This window comes from Mesorhizobium sp. C416B (assembly GCF_030323165.1).
Lineage (GTDB): Bacteria > Pseudomonadota > Alphaproteobacteria > Rhizobiales > Rhizobiaceae > Mesorhizobium.
Genome location: NZ_CP100471.1, coordinates 3,366,333 through 3,386,437, shown reverse-complemented (window position 1 = coordinate 3,386,437; position 20,105 = coordinate 3,366,333). Strand labels below are relative to the sequence as shown.

The 20,105-nt window shown below is 63.2% G+C and carries 18 protein-coding genes; 9 read left to right on the top strand and 9 right to left on the bottom strand.

The window, feature by feature from the left end; translation table 11 throughout:
• Positions 1-2: 2 nt before the first annotated feature.
• The 3 genes from NLY43_RS16420 to NLY43_RS16410 all read right to left on the bottom strand — a co-directional run bounded on the left by NLY43_RS16420 (position 3) and on the right by NLY43_RS16410 (position 3,358).
• Positions 3-509 (bottom strand): heme-degrading domain-containing protein, encoded by a 507-nt coding sequence (locus NLY43_RS16420; protein ID WP_023711326.1) that lies wholly within the window; start codon positions 507-509, stop codon positions 3-5.
• 312 nt (positions 510-821) lie between these two features.
• The gene (gene guaD / locus NLY43_RS16415) at positions 822-2,138 is read right to left on the bottom strand and encodes a guanine deaminase (protein WP_023711325.1); all 1,317 of its coding nucleotides are present in this window, start codon (positions 2,136-2,138) and stop codon (positions 822-824) included.
• A gap of 2 nt (positions 2,139-2,140) precedes the next feature.
• Positions 2,141-3,358: a urate hydroxylase PuuD gene (locus tag NLY43_RS16410; protein ID WP_023711324.1), complete on the bottom strand. Its 1,218-nt coding sequence runs from the start codon at positions 3,356-3,358 to the stop codon at positions 2,141-2,143.
• A gap of 135 nt (positions 3,359-3,493) precedes the next feature.
• Between NLY43_RS16410 and NLY43_RS16405 the strand changes: the two genes are divergently transcribed.
• The 3 genes from NLY43_RS16405 (at position 3,494) to NLY43_RS16395 (ending at position 6,710) form a co-directional block, all read left to right on the top strand.
• Entirely contained in the window at positions 3,494-4,414 is a 921-nt protein-coding gene (locus NLY43_RS16405; protein WP_023711323.1) for a LysR family transcriptional regulator, read from the top strand.
• Between the two features lie 107 nt (positions 4,415-4,521).
• Positions 4,522-5,463, top strand: coding sequence for an LLM class flavin-dependent oxidoreductase (locus NLY43_RS16400; protein WP_023711322.1), 942 nt, complete (start codon positions 4,522-4,524; stop codon positions 5,461-5,463).
• Complete coding sequence (locus NLY43_RS16395) at positions 5,460-6,710, top strand: LLM class flavin-dependent oxidoreductase (protein WP_023711321.1); 1,251 nt, start codon at positions 5,460-5,462, stop codon at positions 6,708-6,710. The genes NLY43_RS16400 and NLY43_RS16395 overlap by 4 nt, the downstream gene beginning before the upstream one ends.
• 12 nt (positions 6,711-6,722) lie before the next feature.
• Here the strand turns inward: NLY43_RS16395 and xdhC are convergent, their stop codons facing one another.
• From xdhC to uraH, 4 genes are all read right to left on the bottom strand, one after another.
• Entirely contained in the window at positions 6,723-7,742 is a 1,020-nt protein-coding gene (xdhC, locus tag NLY43_RS16390) for a xanthine dehydrogenase accessory protein XdhC (RefSeq protein WP_286458301.1), read from the bottom strand.
• Positions 7,743-7,816: 74 nt separating this feature from the next.
• Positions 7,817-10,183: a xanthine dehydrogenase molybdopterin binding subunit gene (gene xdhB, locus NLY43_RS16385; protein WP_023700409.1), complete on the bottom strand. Its 2,367-nt coding sequence runs from the start codon at positions 10,181-10,183 to the stop codon at positions 7,817-7,819.
• Complete coding sequence (gene xdhA, locus NLY43_RS16380) at positions 10,183-11,664, bottom strand: xanthine dehydrogenase small subunit (RefSeq protein WP_023694733.1); 1,482 nt, start codon at positions 11,662-11,664, stop codon at positions 10,183-10,185. Before xdhA ends, xdhB begins: the two co-directional genes overlap by 1 nt.
• A 3-nt stretch (positions 11,665-11,667) precedes the next feature.
• Entirely contained in the window at positions 11,668-12,042 is a 375-nt protein-coding gene (gene uraH / locus NLY43_RS16375; RefSeq protein ID WP_023683492.1) for a hydroxyisourate hydrolase, read from the bottom strand.
• A 184-nt stretch (positions 12,043-12,226) separates the two neighbouring features.
• On the opposite strand from uraH, the gene puuE reads away from it, so the two are divergent.
• From puuE to NLY43_RS16355, 4 genes are read left to right on the top strand one after another with little or no spacing between them, the layout of a single operon-like run.
• Positions 12,227-13,645 (top strand): allantoinase PuuE, encoded by a 1,419-nt coding sequence (gene puuE, locus NLY43_RS16370; protein WP_023711320.1) that lies wholly within the window; start codon positions 12,227-12,229, stop codon positions 13,643-13,645.
• Positions 13,646-13,677: 32 nt separating this feature from the next.
• Positions 13,678-14,535, top strand: a complete 858-nt coding sequence (locus NLY43_RS16365) for a bifunctional allantoicase/(S)-ureidoglycine aminohydrolase (RefSeq protein ID WP_502882144.1) — start codon at positions 13,678-13,680, stop codon at positions 14,533-14,535.
• Complete coding sequence (locus tag NLY43_RS16360; protein ID WP_023711318.1) at positions 14,532-15,032, top strand: ureidoglycolate lyase; 501 nt, start codon at positions 14,532-14,534, stop codon at positions 15,030-15,032. The genes NLY43_RS16365 and NLY43_RS16360 overlap by 4 nt, the downstream gene beginning before the upstream one ends.
• Before the next feature lie 3 nt (positions 15,033-15,035).
• Positions 15,036-15,629, top strand: a complete 594-nt coding sequence (locus NLY43_RS16355; protein WP_023683488.1) for a nucleoside deaminase — start codon at positions 15,036-15,038, stop codon at positions 15,627-15,629.
• Between the two features lie 10 nt (positions 15,630-15,639).
• Here NLY43_RS16355 and NLY43_RS16350 read toward each other — a convergent pair whose 3' ends face one another.
• Both NLY43_RS16350 and NLY43_RS16345 read right to left on the bottom strand, forming a co-directional pair.
• A complete protein-coding gene (locus tag NLY43_RS16350) occupies positions 15,640-15,951 on the bottom strand; it encodes a BrnA antitoxin family protein (protein ID WP_023671384.1) in 312 nt (103 codons plus the stop codon).
• On the bottom strand, positions 15,938-16,192 hold the full coding sequence (locus NLY43_RS16345; RefSeq protein WP_023700404.1) for a BrnT family toxin: 255 nt from the start codon (positions 16,190-16,192) through the stop codon (positions 15,938-15,940). Before NLY43_RS16345 ends, NLY43_RS16350 begins: the two co-directional genes overlap by 14 nt.
• A gap of 182 nt (positions 16,193-16,374) precedes the next feature.
• Between NLY43_RS16345 and NLY43_RS16340 the strand changes: the two genes are divergently transcribed.
• Complete coding sequence (locus NLY43_RS16340; RefSeq protein ID WP_023723416.1) at positions 16,375-18,360, top strand: CocE/NonD family hydrolase; 1,986 nt, start codon at positions 16,375-16,377, stop codon at positions 18,358-18,360.
• Positions 18,361-18,514: 154 nt separating this feature from the next.
• Entirely contained in the window at positions 18,515-20,101 is a 1,587-nt protein-coding gene (locus tag NLY43_RS16335; RefSeq protein ID WP_023671387.1) for an ABC transporter substrate-binding protein, read from the top strand.
• Positions 20,102-20,105 lie beyond the last annotated feature (4 nt).

Sequence of the window (20,105 nt, the reverse complement as noted above, 5' to 3'; positions counted from 1 at the left end):
CGTCACGATTTACCTTCCGGCGGCAGCGCCAATTGTGTCCGATCGACGCCGAGATGATCGCACAGTGCATCGACGACGACGCCATGATCCTGGCGTTCCGGCAGGCCGGAGACGGCGATGACGCCGATGACGCCGGCACCCTTTACAGTCACCGGAAACCCGCCGCCGGCCAGTACGTAATCAGCAATATCCAGCCCCTCGCCGACCTTGAAGGTGCGGTCCGGTCGCTGCTGTTCCAGCACCAGACGATAGGTGCTCCTGAGGTAGCGCTTGACCACATTGATCTTGCGTCGTGCCCAGTCGGGGTTGGAGGCGTTTGAACCGGGCATCGCGGCATAAAACAGCGGCCGATCCCACAGCCTGATATCGACAATGATGGGCAGCTTTTCGGCCAGCGCCCGCTCGCGGATCGCCGCGCCGACCTTGAAGGCGACGGCCTCGTCGAAGGCCGGGAAGACCAGCGTCTCTTCCTGTTTCTGGATCAGAGCGATGTCGTCTGCGGCGGCCATTTTTGTTCTCCGAAATCGTCACAAATCGTGTGTACGACAAGCTCCGCCCGGTCAAGGTCTCGTCGCGGTGGTGGTCTTGCCCCGCCAGGGTCGCCCCCCACTCCGTCGAGCTTCTCTCGACACCTCTCCCCCGATCGACGGGGTAGAGGAAGGGCGCAAAGCTGTCCGAACCGGCGCCCGTCCTCCGAAGCAAAGGCTCCCTTCCTCTCCCTCCGGAGGGGGGAGAGTTGGCGCCGCGAAGCGGCGACGGAGTGGGGGAACCTCTTGGCAACCAGGCGCAATCATCATCTTGTCCCGCGCGGATGATGAGTCCTAACCCGCGATCATATCACTCTTGGCTGGCCGCCCCGCAACATAGACCTCGCGCACCGCGCGGTCGTCGCCCAATGTCTGCAGCAGGAACAACTCCTCCGCCAGCGTCTCCGCAGTCTCCATCCTCAGCCGCATCGCCGGCGTGGCGCGGGCGTCGAGCACGGTGATGTCGGCATCGGTGCCTTCATCCAGCGTGCCGACCTTGTCCGCCATAGACAGCGCCTCGGCATTGCCACGTGTTAATTGCCAGAAGGACTGGAACGGGTTCAGCTTTTCGCCAGTCAGCGCGATCACCTTGTAGCCCTCGTCCATGGTGCGCAGCATCGAATAGTTGGTGCCGCCGCCGACATCGCTGGCCGCGGCGATGCGCAGCGGCTTGTCGCGGCCCCGAAAGCGCTGGTAATCGAACAGGCCAGAGCCGAGGAACAGGTTCGAGGTCGGGCAGAACACCGCCACCGAGCCGCTGTCCGACAGCGCATCGGCCTCGCGTTCCGAGAGATGGATGCAGTGGCCGAACAGGCTCTTTGGCCCCAGCAGGCCATACTGCTCGTAGACATCGGTGTAGTCGCGCGCCTGCGGATAGAGTTTTTGCGTGAAGGCGATTTCGGCGTGGTTTTCCGACAGATGCGTCTGCATATGCAGATCGGGATGCTCGCGGCAGAGCGCGCCCGACATCTCCAACTGTTCGGGCGAAGAGGTGATGGCGAAGCGCGGCGTGATCGCATAAAGCTGGCGGCCCTTGCCGTGCCATTCCGCAATCAGTGCCTTCGTATCGTCATAGCCGGATTGCGGCGTGTCGAGCACGCCTGCCGGCGCGTTTCGATCCATCATCACCTTGCCGGCAATGTTGAGCATGCCGCGCGCATGCGATTCGGCAAAGAACGCTTCGGCAGACGCCTTGTGCACCGAGCAGTAGGCGGCGACCGTCGTCGTGCCGTGGCGCACCATCTCGTCCAGGAACAGCCGGGCGATGCGGCGGCCATGCTGAGCGTTGGCGAATTTGGTCTCTTCGGGAAAGGTGTAGGTGTTCAGCCAGTCGAGCAGTTCGGCGCCGTAGGAGGCAATGACCTGCATCTGCGGAAAATGCGCATGCGCATCGATGAAGCCGGGCAGCAGCAGATGCGGCCGATGATCGATCTTTTTCGCACCGTCGCCCGCTTGCTTTTCGACTTCCGTGTAGCTGCCTACGGCAACGATCCGGCCGTCGCGGATCAGCAGGCCGCCATCCTCCTCATAGCGCCAGGCGGCATGGTCGTCGATGGCTTCGGGCCAGCGCAAAAAACTTAGGGTGCGGCCGCGCAGAAGTGTGGAGGTCATCCCTATTTCCCTGCGCCTTCGAACCAGGCGACCAGCAGCGCCCGTTCCTTGTCGCTGATCTGGGTGACGTTGGCGGGCGGCATGGCGTGGCTGCGCCCGGCCTGCAAATAGATTTCACGCGCATGCTCGGCAATGCCGGCGTCGGTGTCGAGCATCACGCCCTTCGGCGCATGGTAGATGCCTTCATAGACCGGCTCGGCCGTATGGCACATCGAGCAGCGGCCAAGCACGGTGTCGCGCACCGCCGGGAAATGCGACGAGGCGATATAGACTTCGGCCGCGGCGGATGCCTTGGGCTCGCCGGTCAGTATTTTCGGCGCTGTCGACAGCCACATGATGATCATGAACAGAACGGCAGCTGCCATCCAGGTCCAGTGCGGATTGCCGGCACGCTTGTGCACGGTGTTGAAATAGTGCCGGATCAAGACGCCGATGATGAACACCAGCGAGGCGATGACCCAGTTGAACTCCGTCGCAAACGCCAGCGGATAGTGGTTCGACAGCATCAGGAACAGCACGGGCAGCGTCAGGTAATTGTTGTGCAGCGAGCGCTGCTTGGCGATCTTGCCGTATTTCGGGTCGGGCTTGCGGCCGGCAATCAGGTCGGCGACGACGATCTTCTGGTTTGGAATGATCACCATGAAGACATTGGCCGACATGATCGTGGCGGTGATGGCGCCCAGATGCAGGAAAGCGGCGCGGCCGGTGAACAGATGCGTCAGACCCCAGGCGATGAACACCAGCACGCCATAGAGCACCAGCATCAGTCCGGTGTCACTTTTGCCGAGCGGCGAGCGGCAGAGCAGATCGTAGACTACCCAGCCGACGCCGATGGTGGCCATCGACAAAAGGATGCCGACCGGCACCGACATCGGCAGCACATTGGGGTCGATCAGGAACAAATCGGCGCCGGCATAGTAGACCACGCACAGCATGGCGAAGCCGGACAGCCAGGTGGCGTAGGATTCCCACTTGAACCAGGTCAGGTGTTCCGGCATTTCGGCCGGCGCCACCAGATATTTCTGGACGTGGTAGAAGCCGCCGCCATGCACCTGCCATTCCTCGCCGAATGCGCCGACCGGCATGCCGGGGCGCTGGCGCAGGCCAAGGTCGAGCGCGACGAAATAGAAGGACGAGCCGATCCAGGCGATGCCGGTGACGACGTGCAGCCAGCGCACGGCGAAACTCAGCCAGTCCCAGAAAATCGCGAAATCCATCATGTGAAATCGTCCCTGCCGATCGGCTGACTTTACGGTGTGGGGCGCAAACGAAAAGAGGCGAGGTGTACGATGACTTTCAAAAAAAAATGGAAAATACTAGGCTGACCACGTACGCCGCCACATAAAGAGCCACGAATGGCCTATCTCGACAACATCGCCGTCTTCGTCCGCGTCGTCGAGCTTGGTAATCTCTCGGCGGCGGGCCGCGACATGCGCATTTCGCCGGCGGTCGCCTCCAACCGCATCAAGGAGCTGGAAAAACACCTCGGCGTGCGGCTGTTCAACCGCACCACACGGCAATTGATGCCGACGGAGCATGGCACGGTGTTCTACTCCGGCGCCAAGCAGGTGCTGGAGGCGATCACCGAGGCGGAAGCCGCGGTCTCGGCTCTTTCCGGCCAGCCGCGCGGCACCATCAAGGTGACCGCCCCGCTCGGCCTTGGACGGCGGCTGGTTGCGTCGGGCATTCCGGATTTCCACGACAAATACCCCGATATCGAGGTGCGGCTGAGGCTCTCCGACCACAATATCGACATCATGAAGGAAGGCATCGACGTCGCCTTCAAGCTCGGCATCATTGAGGATTCCAGCCTGCGGATGCGCGGCATCATGGAATGTGAACGCGTGCTGGTGGCGGCACCGAAATATCTCGAAGCGCGCGGCGAGCCGGTGGCGCCACAGGAGCTGATCGGCAAGAAGCACGACTGCCTGATGCTGCGCTATTCCGGGGCGCGCGAATATGTCTGGACGCTGCAGACGCCGTCCGGCCCGCAGAAATTCGAGGTGCACGGCCCCTACGACACCGACGATGGCGATGTGCTGACCGGCTGGGCGCTGTCGGGCCGCGGCATCATCAACAAGCCGCGCTTCGAGGTGGAACCCTTCATCCGCGACCGGCGGCTGCAGGTCATCCTGGCCAGCACGCCGCCAACGCCGGTGCAGTTCGCCGCCGTCTATCCGCACAAGAAGCTGCAAGACCCCAAGGTGCGGCTGCTGCTCGACTTCATGGCCGAGCGTTGCCAGCGGCTGATCAAGGATTTGCTGGCCGGCAGGTGAGAGGCTGTTGGCCCAGTCGCCAGGGTTGTCTTACAAGCAGGTGACCTTAGGGTCGCATACGCTGCCCTATGATCGATGGTCCCATGCCGACTGACCAGCAAGCCACAATGCATCTTGCCGTTTCGCTCAACATTACTTCCGGGCAGCCGCTCGGGTTTAGCGACCTGGCCGGCTTTGCCAAGCAAGCGGAAGCGGCTGGGCTGGACATGATTGTCCTCGATGATTCCGCGCCGAACAGCGCCGGGTCGAGTTCTTTCGAAGCGACGACCTTGCTGGCGGCGCTGGCGACGGTGACAAGTCGGATCGGCCTTGTCGCTGCAGCCTCGACGGTCGCTCACCAGCCGTACAATCTGGCGCGCCGTTTTGCTTCGCTCGACATCATCAGCCATGGCCGCGCCGGCTGGCACGCGACCATGGCGCAGGCGCCAGGGGAAGCCGCCAATTTCAGCCGGCCGGATGGATTTTCGGACGATGTGTTCCGCCGCCGCACGCAGGAATACATTGGCATCGTTCAGCGCCTGTGGCAGGGCTGGGATGCCGACGCGCTGCTGTTCGACAAGGCCGGCGGCCGCTTCCACGATCCCGAAAAAATGCACCTGCTCGACCACAAAGGCGAATTTTTCTCCGTGCGCGGGCCGCTGAACGTCGCGCGCTCGCCGCAGGATACGCCGGTGCTGGTGCTGTCCGGCCTGTCCGAGGCCGACTTGGATATCGCCGCCCGCACCGCCGATGTCGTCCTGCTGGACAGACCCACAGAGGACGCCAAGGCGCGCCATGACGATCTCAAGCGCCGCGTTGTGGCCTGCGGACGCGATCCGGGTGCGGTCAAGCTGCTGCTGAACGTTGGCGCAGATGTCGCTGCTAACGCGCTCGAAACATTGTTCAGCTCGCAAAGCTGCGACGGGTTCAACATCGCAATACCGCCTGCCGCGATTGACGGTTTCATCGGCCGCGTGCTGCCGGAATTGCAGCGCCGCAGCCTCGTCCGCCCGGATTATCCCGGCACCATCTTGCGCTCGCATCTCGGATTTGCCGGAGGAACGCAATGACCCGCCAGATGAAGCTTGGCGCCTTCCTGTGGGCGACGGGCCACCACATCGCCGCCTGGCGTCACCCCAAGGCGCACGTTACGGCAGGCATCGACATCGATCATTACATCCAGCTGGCGCGCACGGCGGAAGCGGCAAAGTTCGACATGGTGTTCTGCGAGGACGCCGCCGGTCTGCGCGAAGCCAATGTCGGCATCGCCAGCCAGACCTCACGCTCGATCGGCTTCGAGCCGATCAGCCTGCTGTCCGCGCTCGCCGTGCAGACCAGCGGCATCGGCCTCGTTTCGACGGCGTCGACCAGCTACAACGAGCCCTACGGTCTGGCGCGCACCTTTCTGTCGCTCGATCATCTGAGTGGTGGCCGGGCTGGCTGGAACCTGGTGACGTCGGCCAGCCCCATCGAAGCCGCCAATTTCGGCGCGATGGGCCTGAAACCCCATGCCGACCGCTACGAGCGGGCGCGCGAATTCGCCGAGGTGGTATCAGGACTTTGGCAAGGCAGTGGCTTTCACGGTCACAACGGCCAGAGCTTTTCGGTGCGCGACCCGCTCGACCTGCCGCGCTCGCCGCAGGGCGCGCCGGTGATGGTGCAGGCCGGCGCCTCGGATGTCGGCCGCGACCTTGCCGCCCGCACCGCCGACGTCGTGTTCACGGCGGCGCAGACCCTCGAGGAAGCCAAGGGCTTTTACGACGACCTCAAGGGCCGTATGGCTGCCTATGGGCGTCAGCCCGACGACATCAAGATCATGCCGGGCGTCTCCCCCGTGGTGGCGGAAACCGAGGCCGAAGCGCGGGAGAAACAGGAGGAATTGCAGGCGCTGATCCCCGACGATGTCGGCGTGGCGCTGCTGTCCAGCTATCTCAGCATCTCCGATCTCGGGAGCTATCCGATCGACGGACCGATGCCCGAGCTGCCGGAGACCGAGGGAATGAAAAGCCGCCAGGCGCTGGTCATCGAACAATCGCGCCGCGACGGCCTGTCGATCCGCCAGCTTGCGCGCCATTTCGCCGGCGCACGTGGCCATTGGCGTATCGTCGGCACGCCGGCGCAGATCGCTGACGAATTGCAGGCGCGGTTCGAGGGCGGCGGCGCGGACGGCTTCAACGTCATGCCGTCATACTTCCCCGGCGAGCTCGATGCCTTTGCCACGCTGGTGGTGCCGGAACTGCAGCGGCGCGGACTGTTCCGTCGGGAATACGAAGGCAGCACCTTGCGAGATCATCTCGGCCTGAAGCGGCCTGCTTAGCCGCGCCGAAGCTTAGCCGGCCATCATCTTGTGCTGGACTTCATGGTCGGCATTCGGCGCGGTGTTGTGAACGACCAGTGCCGTCATGATCTCGGCTGCCGCGAGCGCCGCGATCACCGGCGGGCGCTTGTCCCTGACGGCGTCGCCGCCGATCGGGGAGACGAGGCGGGCCAACTCAGCCTCCGTGCCATCCGCCGATTTCAGGAACCAGTTCCTGAACGTCGCTCTCTTGGTTTTCGAGCCGATCATGCCGACATAGGCCGCGTCGTCGCGCTTCAGCGCCTCGGCGACGATGAGGAAATCCAGCGCATGGTCGTGGGTGAGGATGGCGAAGGCGGTGCCGGCGGGGGCGTTTCGCACCTCGGCCTCGGGCATCGGCGTCAGCAGCGTCTCGACGGTTTCCGGCATGCCTTCCAGCGCTTCGGCCCGCGTCTCAATGACGACGCCATGCACGGGAAGAAGTGCTACCGTCGCGGCCAGCGCCTGGCCGACATGGCCGCCGCCGAACATATAGACATGCGGCAGGTGGGCTTCCTCGGCTTCTGCGGCCGCAATCAGCTCGGCAGTAAGCGCGGCATCGACGATACGGATCAAGACTTCGACGCGCCCGCCGCAGCACTGGCCGATCTCGGGACCTAGCGGCACGTCAAGCGTGGCGCAGACTTCGTCGAAGCCGATGCGGGCTTCTTTACCCTCCCCCTTGTGGGGAGGGTCGGTGAGCGGACGCCGCGTGGCGGCGTCCGCGAAACGGGGTGGCTTGGCACGATCGTCCGCACCCCCACCCCGGCCGGCTTCGCCGGCCGACCCTCCCCACAAGGGGGAGGGTGAAGACCCCACCATCTGCCTCGCCTTGTCGATCGCCATGTACTCGAGCTGACCGCCGCCGATCGTGCCAAAAATCGCCGCCTGCGATACGAGCATGAAGGCGCCCTTCTCGCGCGGAGTCGAGCCTTTGGTGCCGGCCACTTCGACCAGAGCAAGCCGGCCGGCGCTGGCGAGAAAAGCTCTGAGGCTTTGCACTTTCGAGTTCATATTTCGCATTCCCGTACGGGAAATATAGAGTTTTTCAGTCTGAATTGCACGTTTTGCCAGAATCCAGGTCAGAGTCAGGCGCTATTCTCGGCTTCACCCTTCAACCGTTCGATCGCCATCAGCACCCGTTCTGGTGTTGCAGGAGCGTCGAGACGCGGACAGACCTTATGATCGGCCACACTTGCCACCGCGTCCGACAGCGCATGCAGCACAGACATGCCGAGCGGGAAGGGCGGTTCGCCGACCGCCTTGGAACGGTGCACCGTCGGCTCGTTGGCCTCCGGCCAGTCGGCCAGCGTGACGTTGAATATCTTCGGCCGGTCGGACGCGAGCGGGATCTTATAGGTCGACGGCGCATGCGTGCGCAGCCGGCCCTTGTCGTCCCACCACAGCTCCTCCGTCGTCAGCCAGCCCATGCCCTGGATGAAGCCGCCCTCGATCTGGCCGAGATCGATGGCGCGGTTCAGCGAGCGGCCGGTTTCATGCAATATGTCGGTGCGCTCGACGACATATTCGCCGGTCAGCGTGTCGACCGAGACTTCCGAGCACGAGGCGCCATAGGCGAAATAATAGAACGGACGGCCCTCGCCCTTGTCACGGTTCCAGTGGATTTTCGGCGTCTTGTAAAAACCCGCCGCCGACAGTTGGATGCGGGCCATATAGGCCTGCTTGACAAGGTCGGTGAAGGCGATCTCCTGGTTGCCGATGCGCACCCGGTTGGGCAGGAAAAGCACCTGCTCGCGCGGCACCTGGTATTTTTCGGCGGCGAAGTCGGTCAGCCGTTCCTTGATCTGGCGGGCGCCGTTCTGCGCCGCCATGCCGTTGAGGTCGGTGCCGGACGACGCCGCGGTGGCCGAAGTGTTGGGCACCTTGCCGGTGGTCGTCGCGGTGATCTTGACCTGGTCGAGGTCGATCTGGAACTCTTCCGCCACCACCTGCGCCACCTTGACGTAGAGGCCTTGCCCCATCTCGGTGCCGCCGTGATTCAGATGCACCGAACCGTCGGTGTAGACATGCACCAGCGCGCCGGCCTGGTTGTAGTGGGTGGCCGTGAAAGAGATGCCGAATTTGACCGGCGTCAGCGCCAGGCCGCGCTTGATGAAGCGGCTGTTGGCGTTGAAGGCCTGGATGATGCGGCGGCGCCCCGCATAGTCGGCGCTCGCCTCCAGCTCGGCGACGATGCGGTGGATGATGTTGTCCTCGACCGTCTGGTGATACGGGGTGACGTTGCGGCCCCCGTCTTTATCACCACTGGTGCCATAAAAATTCTGCTTGCGGATTTCGAGCGGGTCCTTGCCGACGGCAAAGGCAACCTCGTCGATGACGCGTTCGGCGCCGACCATGCCTTGCGGGCCGCCGAAGCCGCGAAACGCCGTGTTCGACACGGTGTTGGTGTAAAGCGGCGCCGATTGCGCATGCACCGCCGGCCAGAAATAGGTGTTGTCGCAATGGAACAGCGCGCGGTCGGTGACCGGGCCGGACAGGTCCGATGAAAAGCCGCAACGCGCCGCGAACATGAAGTCGACGCCAAGAATGTTGCCGGCGTCGTCGAAACCTACTTCGTAGTCGACGAGGAAGTCATGGCGCTTGCCGGTGGCAATCATGTCGTCGTCACGGTCGGGCCGGATCTTGACCGCGCGATGGTGTTTCTTGGCGGCGATCGCCGCCAATGCCGCAAACTGGTTGCCTTGCGTCTCCTTCCCGCCGAAGCCACCGCCCATACGGCGGATTTCCACCGTGATGGCATTGCTCGGCACGCCCAGCGCATGGCTGACCATATGCTGCACTTCGCTCGGATGCTGGGTCGAGGAATAGATGGTGACGTCCTGGTCCTCGCCGGGAATGGCCACGGCGATATGGCCTTCCAGATAGAAATGCTCCTGGCCGCCGATGCGCATCTTGCCCTTCAGCCGGCGCGGTGCCGCCTTGATCGCGGCAGCGGCATCGCCACGCTTCAGCGTGAGCGGCGGCGTGACCAGCTTGTCCTTGCGGGGGTCGAGGTCGCCAATGTCGGTGACGAAAGGCAATGGACTGTATTCGACCTTGGCCAGCCGGGTGGCGCGGCGCGCCTGTTCGCGCGTCTTGGCAATGACGCAGAAGATCGGCTGACCATAAAACTGCACCTTGTCGTCGGCCAGCACCGGCTCGTCGTGGCGGCCGGTCGGCGAAATGTCATTTTCGCCCGGAACGTCCTTGGCCGTCAGCACATCGACGACGCCCGGCGCCGCGCGCACCGCCGACAGATCCATTTTGCTGATCGTCGCATGCGTCGCCGTGGACAGGCCGAGGCAGCCATGCAGCATGCCCGCCGGTTCCGGCATATCGTCGATATAGACCGCGCTGCCGCTGACATGCTTGTGCGCGGAATCGTGGCGCTGGTCGGCGGCGACGCCACCGGAAATCTTCTGCGCCTTGAGATCTGGAGAGGCGTGCTTGTTCATCAGGCCGCCTCGTTGCGTGACACCTGGAACGGCGCCTTGCTGCCGCTGGTTTCGGCAAAAAAGCGCAGCAGCAGGTTCCTGGCCGCCAGCGCCCGGTATTCGGCCGATGCCCGCATATCGGTCAGCGGGGTGAAATCGCCGGCATATTCAGCCATGGCCGCTTCCACCGTCGTCTCCGTCCACGGCTTGCCGAGCAGCGCCTTTTCGACACCGAAAGCCCGCTTTGGGGTCGCCGCCATGCCGCCATAGGCGATGCAGACATCGGCCACCGTGCCATCCTTGGCCAGGTCGAGGAAAAAGGCGCCAAGGGCTGCGGTGATGTCCTCGTCGCGGCGCTTGGTGATCTTGTAGACGGCAAACTTCGTGCCCTTGGCCGGCACGGGAACGTGCACGGCCTCGACGAATTCGCCTGGCTGCCGGTCCTGCTTGCCATAGGCGATGAAGAAATCCTCGAGCGCGATGGTGCGCCGCTTCTTGCCGCGGCGCAGCGTCAGTTGCGCACCAAGCGCGATCAGGGGCGGCGGCGTGTCGCCGATCGGCGAGCCATTGGCGATGTTGCCGCCGATGGTGCCCATGTTTCGTACCTGTTCGCCGCCGATGCGGTCGAACAATGGCCCGAGCGCGGGGATGCGCTTGGCCAGTGTCGCGAAGGCGTCGGTGTAGGTAACGCCGGCTCCGATGGTGATGACGTCATTGTCTTCGGAGATCGCGCACAGCCCCTCGAGATTGCCGATGAAGACTACCGGTGAGATGTCGCGCATGTGCTTGGTGACCCACAGGCCGACGTCGGTCGAGCCGGCGACAACAGTGGCGTCGGGTTCCTTATCCAGTACAGCGGCGAAATCATCGGCGTTGGCCGGGACGACCAACCTCAGCTTGCCGGCGCCGATTTCGACGCGGGCACCGTCATGCATAGCCTCGAGCCTGGCGGTGATCGCCTTGCGCTCGGCCGCCAGCGGATCCTTCGCCGCCTTGCCGTAGCTGGAGATGGCACGCGCGGCGCGCATGATTGCCTCATAGCCGGTGCAGCGGCAAAGATTGCCTTGCAAGGCCTTCTCGATCGCCGCATTCGACGGGTCCGGCGACTTCATCCACAAGCCGTAGAGCGACATGACGAAGCCCGGCGTGCAGAAGCCGCATTGCGAAGCGTGGAAATCGACCATCGCCTGCTGCACCGGATGCAATTGGCCAGGCGCGCCGCGCAGATGCTCGACGGTGACGACATGGGTGCCGTCGAGCGAACCGAGGAAACGGATGCAGGCGTTGACGCTTTCATAAACCAGCTTGCCGGCGGACAATTTTCCGACCAGCACCGTGCAGGCGCCGCAATCGCCCTCGGCGCAGCCTTCCTTGGTGCCGCGCAGCGAGCGGTCGAGCCGCAACCAGTCGAGCAAGGTCGCGTCGGGCGCCACCGACGACAGCGCGACATCCCTGCCATTGAGGATGAAGCGGATCTCGTTGCGTATTGTGATCTTGGCCATGCGTCAGCTCCCCCTGTAGGTCGAGTAGCCGTAAGGAGAGATAAGCAACGGCACGTGATAATGCACGGATTCCGCCATGCCGAAGCGGATCGGCACACTGTCGAGGAAGGCCGGTTCCGGCAGTTTGGTGCCCTGGCCGCGTAGATAGTCACCGGCGGCGAACACCAGTTCGTATTCGCCGAGGCGAAATTCCGCTCCTGCCAGCAGCGGCGCATCGCAGCGGCCGTCGGCATTTGTGACGATGGTCTTCAAATGTATCCGCGCGTCGCTCTCAAGATGATAAAGCGCGATCGACAGGCCCGCCGCCGGCTTGCCGGTCGCGGTGTCGAGCACATGCGTCGTCAGACGTCCGCCATCGGCTCTCGACGTTTCTGCCACTGGCGCCTCCCATTTCCGATACAGCCGAACAAAGCAGTGAATTGTGCGCCAATTAAAGGCGATGCATAAGTCCCGGTCGAGCGGAGTGGCACAAAAACACTTTCAAAAATTTCGGGGGAATGCGCGAGCAACCCTTTCGACTATCCTGATCACAACTTCCGGCAGCGTCCGGCGGGGAGGGGCAATGCGTTACTCTAGAGACATGCGCGGCTACGGAGCCAATCCGCCGGATCCGAAATGGCCGGGCGGTGCGCATGTGGCCGTCCAATTCGTCGTCAACTACGAGGAAGGCGGCGAGAACTGCGTGCTGCACGGCGACAAGGCCTCGGAAGCCTTTCTGTCGGAAATCGTCGGCGCCGCGCCCTGGGTCGGCCAGCGCCACTGGAACATGGAATCGATCTACGAATATGGCGCGCGGGCAGGCTTCTGGCGGCTGCTGCGCCTGTTCAGCGAGGCGCAAGTGCCGGTGACCTGCTACGGGGTCGCCTCAGCATTAGCCCGGTCGCCCGACCAGGTGGCGGCGATGCAGGAGGCCGGCTGGGAAATGGCCTCGCACGGGCTGAAATGGATCGACTACCGCGACCACAGCGCCGAGGACGAGCGCCGCGACCTCGAAGCGGCGATCAAGCTGCACTACGAGGTGACAGGCCAACGGCCGACCGGCTGGTACACCGGCCGCACCTCGGTCAATACGGTGCGGTTGGTGGCCGAAGAGGGCGGCTTCGACTATGTGTCGGACACTTATGACGACGAACTGCCCTACTGGTTCGAGCACAGCGGCGGCGCGCAACTCGTCATCCCCTACACGCTCGATGCCAACGACATGCGTTTCGCCACGCCGCAGGGATTCAATTCCGGCGACCAGTTCTTCTCCTATTTGAAGGACAGTTTCGACACGCTCTATGCCGAGGGCAAAGCGGGCCGGCCGCGGATGATGAATATCGGCCTGCATTGCCGCCTCGTCGGACGTCCTGGTCGGGTGGCGGCGCTGAAGCGCTTCGTCGACTATGTGAAATCGCACGACAAGGTCTGGCTGGCGCGGCGGATCGATATCGCCAGGCACTGGCAGGAGAACCACCCCTACCAGCCGGCGGCGCTCAAGCCGTCGAAGATGGAGTTCGAAACCTTCGTAGACACTTTCGGCGGCGTGTTCGAACATTCGCCCTGGATCGCGGAACGTGCCTATGAGCTGGAGCTTGGGCCGGCGCATGACAGCGCCGGCGGCCTGCACAATGCGCTCTGCCGCGTCTTCCGCGCCGCCAGCGAAACCGAGCGGATCGGCGTCCTCAACGCCCATCCCGATCTCGCTGGCAAACTGGCCGAAGCGAGACGCCTCACTGCGGAATCCACACGCGAGCAGGCCTCCGCCGGCCTCGACGCGCTGACCGACAAGGAGCGCGAGCTGTTTTCCAAGCTCAACGCCGCTTACGTCACCACCTTCGGCTTTCCCTTCATCATCGCGGTGCGGGGCAAGACCAAGGAGGAGATCCTCGCCGAGTTCGAGGCGCGCATCGGCAACAGCCGTGGCGTAGAACTCGATACCGCCTGCAAACAGGTCGAGCGCATCGCGCTGCTCCGCCTGAAAGACATGCTCCCGCTCTAATGAAATGACTGAGGGGTCAGGACCCAATGGATATGATCAAGACTGACCAGAAAACCTATTATGCACCGCATGGCGGCCATCCCGGCCAAAATGAGCTTTTGACCGGCCGCGCCGTCTTCACCGAGGCCTATGCCGTCATACCGAAGGGAGTGATGCAGGACATCGTCACCAGCCCACTGCCGTTCTGGGACGAGACCAGGGCCTGGATCATCGCCAGGCCGCTTTCGGGTTTCGCCGAGACATTTTCGCAGTACATCGTCGAGGTCCTGCCCGGCGGCGGCAGCGACCGGCCCGAGCCGGACGCCGGCGCCGAGGGCGTGCTGTTCGTGGTCGAGGGCGAGTTGACCGTTTCGCTGGCCGGCAAGAAGCACTTGCTTCAAGCCGGCGGTTTTGCCTTCCTGCCGCCGGCCAGCGGCTGGACGGTGCGCAACGAAGGTCGCGACGCCGTACGCTTCCACTGGATCAGGAAGGCCTATGAGGCCGTCGACGGCATCGGCGCGCCGGAAGCCCTGTTCAGCAGTGACCAGCAAGTGGCGCCGACGCCGATGCCCGGCACCGAGGGCCGCTGGGCGACGACCCGTTTCGTCGATCCGGCCGACATGCGCCACGACATGCATGTCACCATCGTCACGCTCGAGCCCGGCGCCGTCATCCCGTTTGCCGAGACGCATGTCATGGAGCACGGGCTCTATGTCTTGGAAGGCAAGGCGGTCTACCGCCTCAACCAGGACTGGGTCGAGGTCGAGGCCGGCGACTTCATGTGGCTGCGCGCCTTCTGCCCGCAGGCCTGCTACGCGGGCGGCCCAGGCAAATTCCGCTATCTCCTTTACAAGGACGTCAACCGGCACGCCAAGCTCGGCGGGGCGGGCATTGGCGGTCGCGCGCGGTGACCCGCATCACAGCGCGGCCGCTGACCCGCGAAAGCTTTGCCGGCTTCGGCGATGTCATCGACATGGGCGGCGGCAATCACTACCCGATCAATGGCGGCAAGACCGAGCGCTACCACAATCTCGCCACCGCTGAAGCCGCGGGACCGAATGCCCGCGTGCTGATCTCGATGGCGCGCGGCACGCCTTACGACCTGCCGCTGAAGCTGACCATGGTCGAGCGCCATCCCTTAGGCAGCCAGGCGTTCATCCCGCTGTCACCGCGCCCTTTCCTGGTCGTCGTCTGCCATGACGGCAAGGACGGTCCGGGCGAGCCGCACGCCTTCATCACCGCACCCGGGCAAGGCGTCAACTATCCGCGCAATCTCTGGCACGGCGTGCTGACGCCGCTCGGCGAAGCGCAGGATTTCGTCATCGTCGACCGCGGCGGTGACGGCTCCAACCTCGAAGAGTTCCATTTCTCGCACACCTACGAAATCCATCTCCCCAACGAGACCTGAGAAATGACCGACATATCGCTGATCGACCGCCTGCTCGATGTCATCGAGCACGACATCGTGCCGAAAACGGCAGAGGGCGTGGCCCATGGGAACAAGCTGTTCGGCGCCGCCATCCTGCGGAAGGGCGACCGCTCGCTGGTGCTGGCCGAAACCAACAACGAGATGGAAAATCCGCTCTGGCATGGCGAGGTGCACTGCCTGAAGCGTTTCTATGAAATGCCGAAAGCCGAGCGCGTCGACACCAAGGACGCCATCTTCATCGCCACGCATGAGCCCTGCTCGCTCTGCCTGTCGGCGATCACCTGGACCGGCTTCGACAATTTCTACTACCTCTTCAGCCACGAGGATTCACGCGACAGCTTTGCGATCCCGCACGATCTGAAAATCCTGAAAGAGGTCTTCACTCTTGATCCCGGCGGCTACAATGCCGAGAACGCTTATTGGAAGAGTTTTTCCATTCGCAGGCTGGTGCGGGCGCTGCCCGAGGCCGAGCGCGGCCGGCTTGAGGCAAGGATCGGCAATATTTCCGCCCGCTACGACGAACTGTCCGGCGCTTATCAGGCGCGCAAGGCCGAAAACGACATTCCGCTGAACTGACGCGGATTGCCTAGCCTACCTTCGCGTTTTTCAGCACCTCGTTGATCCTGGCCTGCCAGCCCTTGCCGGTCGCCTTGAATTTACTGATGACATCCTGATCCAGACGGATGGACACGACTTGCTTAGGCTTCTCCACGGCTGGCCGGCCACGAGCACGCCTTATGCTCTCGAAAAGTTCTGGAAACACTTCCGCGAAAGGCCTGGCTTGCGCCAACTGTTCGTCTGTCGTCTCCGCATCGTCGGGATCATCAACAATTTGTCTTTGAATTTCCACTTCCTCCGCATCGGTAAGCGGTCGAACACGCGATTTAGGATTGTTCATATACTGACCTTTCCTTTCGGCTGGCACGGCGCATCGAGATCACCGAAATCGCCTCCGAACCAAGCGGCTTGAAAATCACGGCCAGGATGATCTCTCCGAATTCGCCAATCGCCTTGAACCGGTCGGCCTTGGCTGGAAGGACGGTTGAAGTCGCAAAAAACTCAATATCGAGTTCGGCAAAATCGAGACCCCGGCTGTCCAGGTTCGTCACGCGCTTTGGCTCATCCCAAACGATTTTCAGGCGAAACCATCCTCATCACGTTGGGTTCAGTTAATAAATGTAATACATTAATTATAATCCTGCAACATCAGGGCAAAACAATCGGGCTACATATCGTGGCGTCGTCGCGGCGACACCGGCCGTCGCCCGTTTGACTTCATGACATGCCCGCTTCATGCGTCACTGACATCCTGGAGCATCGCATGAAAACCATCACCGAATTTCCCCGCAAGGTCGTCGAATTCCCCGATATGGGCATCGTCATGCCGGATGGTTGCCGGCTGTCGGCGCGGGTTTGGATGCCGGAGGACGCCAGCAGCGATCCGGTGCCGGCGATCCTCGAGCACCTGCCCTACCGCAAGCGCGACGGCACCATCTTTCGCGATCAGCTGACGCATCCCTATTTCGCCGGCCACGGCTACGCCTCGATCCGCGTCGACATGCGCGGCAATGGCGATTCCGAAGGGCTGATGGACGACGAATATTCCGAACAGGAATTGCAGGACGCCTGTGATGTGATTGCCTGGGCGGCAGCACAGCCCTGGTGCAATGGCAGCGTCGGCATGATGGGCATTTCCTGGGGCGGCTTCAACTGCCTGCAGGTAGCGGCCAAGCAGCCGCCGGCGCTGAAGGCGGTGATCAGCCTGTGCTCGACCGTCGACCGCTACGCCGACGACATCCACTACAAGGGCGGCTGCCTTTTGACGGAAAATTTCGGCTGGGCCTCGACTATGTTGTCCTATTCGTCGCGACCGCCGGATCCGCTGATTGCGGGCGACAATCGCTGGCGCGACCTCTGGCTGACGCGGCTGGAGAACCAGTCTTTCCTTCTGCCGCTCTGGCTCAGCCATCAGCATCGCGACGCCTATTGGAAACGCGGTTCGATCTGCGAGGATTTCTCCGCGGTCAAAGCCGCCGTGCTGTCGATCGGCGGCTGGCATGACGGCTACCGCAACACGATCTCGCATCTGGTCACCAACATCCAGGCGCCGGTGAAGGGCATTGTCGGGCCATGGATCCACAAATACCCGCATTATGCCGAACCCAAACCCGCCATCGGCTTCCTGCAGGAGGCGTTGCGCTGGTGGGACAACTGGTTGAAGGGCGTCGACACCGGCGTCGAGGCCGACCCGGACTACCGCGCCTATGTCATGGACAGTGTGCGGCCGGCGCGCTGGCACCCGGAGCGGCCGGGCCGTTGGGTGGCCGAACAGGAATGGCCGTCTCCCAACATCAAGGTCGGGGCGATCGAACTCATTGCTGACGGCGTCAGGCCGGCGATCGTGGCGACCCCGCAAAGCTGCGGGCTCGCCGGCGGCGAATATTTTCCCTTCACCTTTGGCCCGGAACTGCCCGGCGACCAGCGCCCGGACGATGCGCTGTCCGTCTGCTTCGATCAGCCTGTGCTTGCCGAGGCACTCGACATCGTCGGCGCGCCGGAGCTTCTCATCCGGGTGTCGTCCGATCGCCCGCAGGCGAACATCGCGGTGCGGCTGTGCGACGTGCACCCCGACGGCGCCTCGGAACTGATCTCCTACGGCGTGCTCAACCTGACGCATCGCGCTTCGCACGAACAGCCGCAAGCGCTGGTGCCGAGCGAAACGGTTTCGGCGCGCGTTATTCTCGACCAGTGCGCCTACCGCGTGCCGGCCGGACACCGCCTGCGCATCGCTGTTTCCAACGCTTACTGGCCGATGATCTGGCCGTCGCCGGAGCCGGTGCGGCTCGACCTTTCAGCGGCGACGCTGAGGCTGCCGCTGCGCCCGCTCGCAAAAAGCGACGAGACTTCATTCCAGTCTCCCGAAGGCGCAACACCCTGGGCAACCGAGACAGTTCGTACAGCGAATTCCGAGCGTCACGTCGATCGCGATGAGAAGACCGGCATCGTCACGCTGTCGATCACGGATGATTTCGGAGAAGTGCGCGATCTCGCGCATGGACTGGCCAATGGCAGCATTGCCCGCGAGAGCTGGACGATCCACCCCGACGACCCGCTGTCTGCCTCGGGCCGCACGCACTGGACGCAGACCTTGTCGCGAAACGGATGGTCGGTGCGCACCGAGACGTCGGCTGAAATGCGCTGCGATGCGCAAAACTTCATCGTCAGCGCCAGAATCGAAGCCTATGAGGGCGAAACGCTGGTTTTCGAACGCGATTTCGAAGAGACGATCCCGCGCGACCTGCTCTGAGCGTCCACCCGACTGGTCCAGTTGCGACGCACGATTTACGCCACGGCATGTCGCATTCCGTCTTGCTTACCGCTTTGCCTTCCGGTCAATATCCCTTTGGTAACAACAAGCAAAAAACGACCATAAGGTCGAACCAACAGAGTGAGGAACTCAAATGTCCAACGAACTCGAATATCTGAGCCGGCGCGTTGCGTCCGGCAAGCTGAGCCGTCGTGATTTCCTCGGCCGCGCCGCAGCACTCGGCGTCACAGCGCCCTTCGCCAATATGCTGCTTTCCAGTGCGGCTCGCGCGGAAGGCCCGGTCAAGGGCGGCACGCTGAAGGCCGGCCTCGTCGGCGGCGAATCCACGAACAGCCTGGACCCGGCTTTGTTCATGACGCAAGTGCCGTTCGCTTTTGGCAAGATGTGGGGCGAACTGATCGTCGAGCTGTCCCCGGAAGGCAAGCTCGAGAACCGCATCGCCGAAGAGATCGGCTCGTCGGACGACGCCAAGGTGTGGACGCTGAAAATCCGCGACGGCGTCGAATTCCACAACGGCAAGACGGTGACCGCTGAGGATGTGGCGGCAACGCTCGAGCGCCATTCCGATGAAAAGTCGAAGTCCGGCGCGCTGGGCTACATGAAGGGCATCGACAGCATCAAAGCCAGTGGCAAGGAAGTCGTCCTGACGCTGAAGGAGGCCAACGCCGACCTTCCCTATCTCCTCAGCGACTACCACCTCATCGTCCAGCCCAACGGCGGCAAGGACAAGGCGGATGCCGGCATCTCGGCAGGACCCTACAAGGTCACCACCAACGAGCCCGGCGTGCGCCATGGCGGCGAGCGCTTCGCCAATTACTGGCAGGCCGACAAGATGGGCCATGCCGACCAGATCGAGATCATCGTCATCAACGACGCGACCGCGCGCACGGCGGCCCTGCAGGGCGGCCAGGTCAACATGATCAACCGCGTCGAGCCGAAGATCGTCGACCTCATCAAGCGCGTACCGGGCGTCACCATCCGCAACCATGCCGGCCCCGGCCACTACGTCTTCATCATGCATTGCAACACCGCGCCCTTCGACAACAGCGACCTGCGCATGGCGCTGAAGCTCGCGATCGACCGCGAAGAGATGCTGAACAAGGTGCTGCGCGGCTACGGCTCGCTCGGCAACGACTTCCCGATCAATTCGTCCTATCCGCTGTTTTCCGAGATCGAGCAGCGCAAATATGATCCCGACAAGGCCAAGTTCCACTACAAGAAGTCGGGCCATGACGGCACCGTGCTGCTGCGCACCTCCGACGTCGCCTTCCCGGGCGCGGTCGACGCCTCGCAGCTCTTCCAGCAGAGCGCGGCCAAGGCCGGCATCAAGATCGAGCTCAAGCGCGAGCCCGGCGACGGCTACTGGAACGAGGTCTGGAACAAGCAGCCCTTCTGCGCCTCCTATTGGGGCGGCCGCTCGACCCAGGACCAGATGTACTCGACCGCCTATCTGTCGACCGCCGACTGGAACGACACCCGTTTCAAGCGTCCGGACTTCGACAAGCTGGTGCTGGCCGCACGCGCCGAACTCGACGAGACCAAGCGCAAGCAGATGTACCACGACATGGCCGTGCTGGTGCGCGACGAGGGCGGCCTGATCCTGCCGATGTTCAATCAGTTCATCGATGCGACAGGCGCCAAGGTCGGCGGCTGGGTAGACGATCCGCATCAGGAGCTGATGAACGGCTACGCGCTGGCGAAGTGCTGGCTCGAAGCCTGAGCCC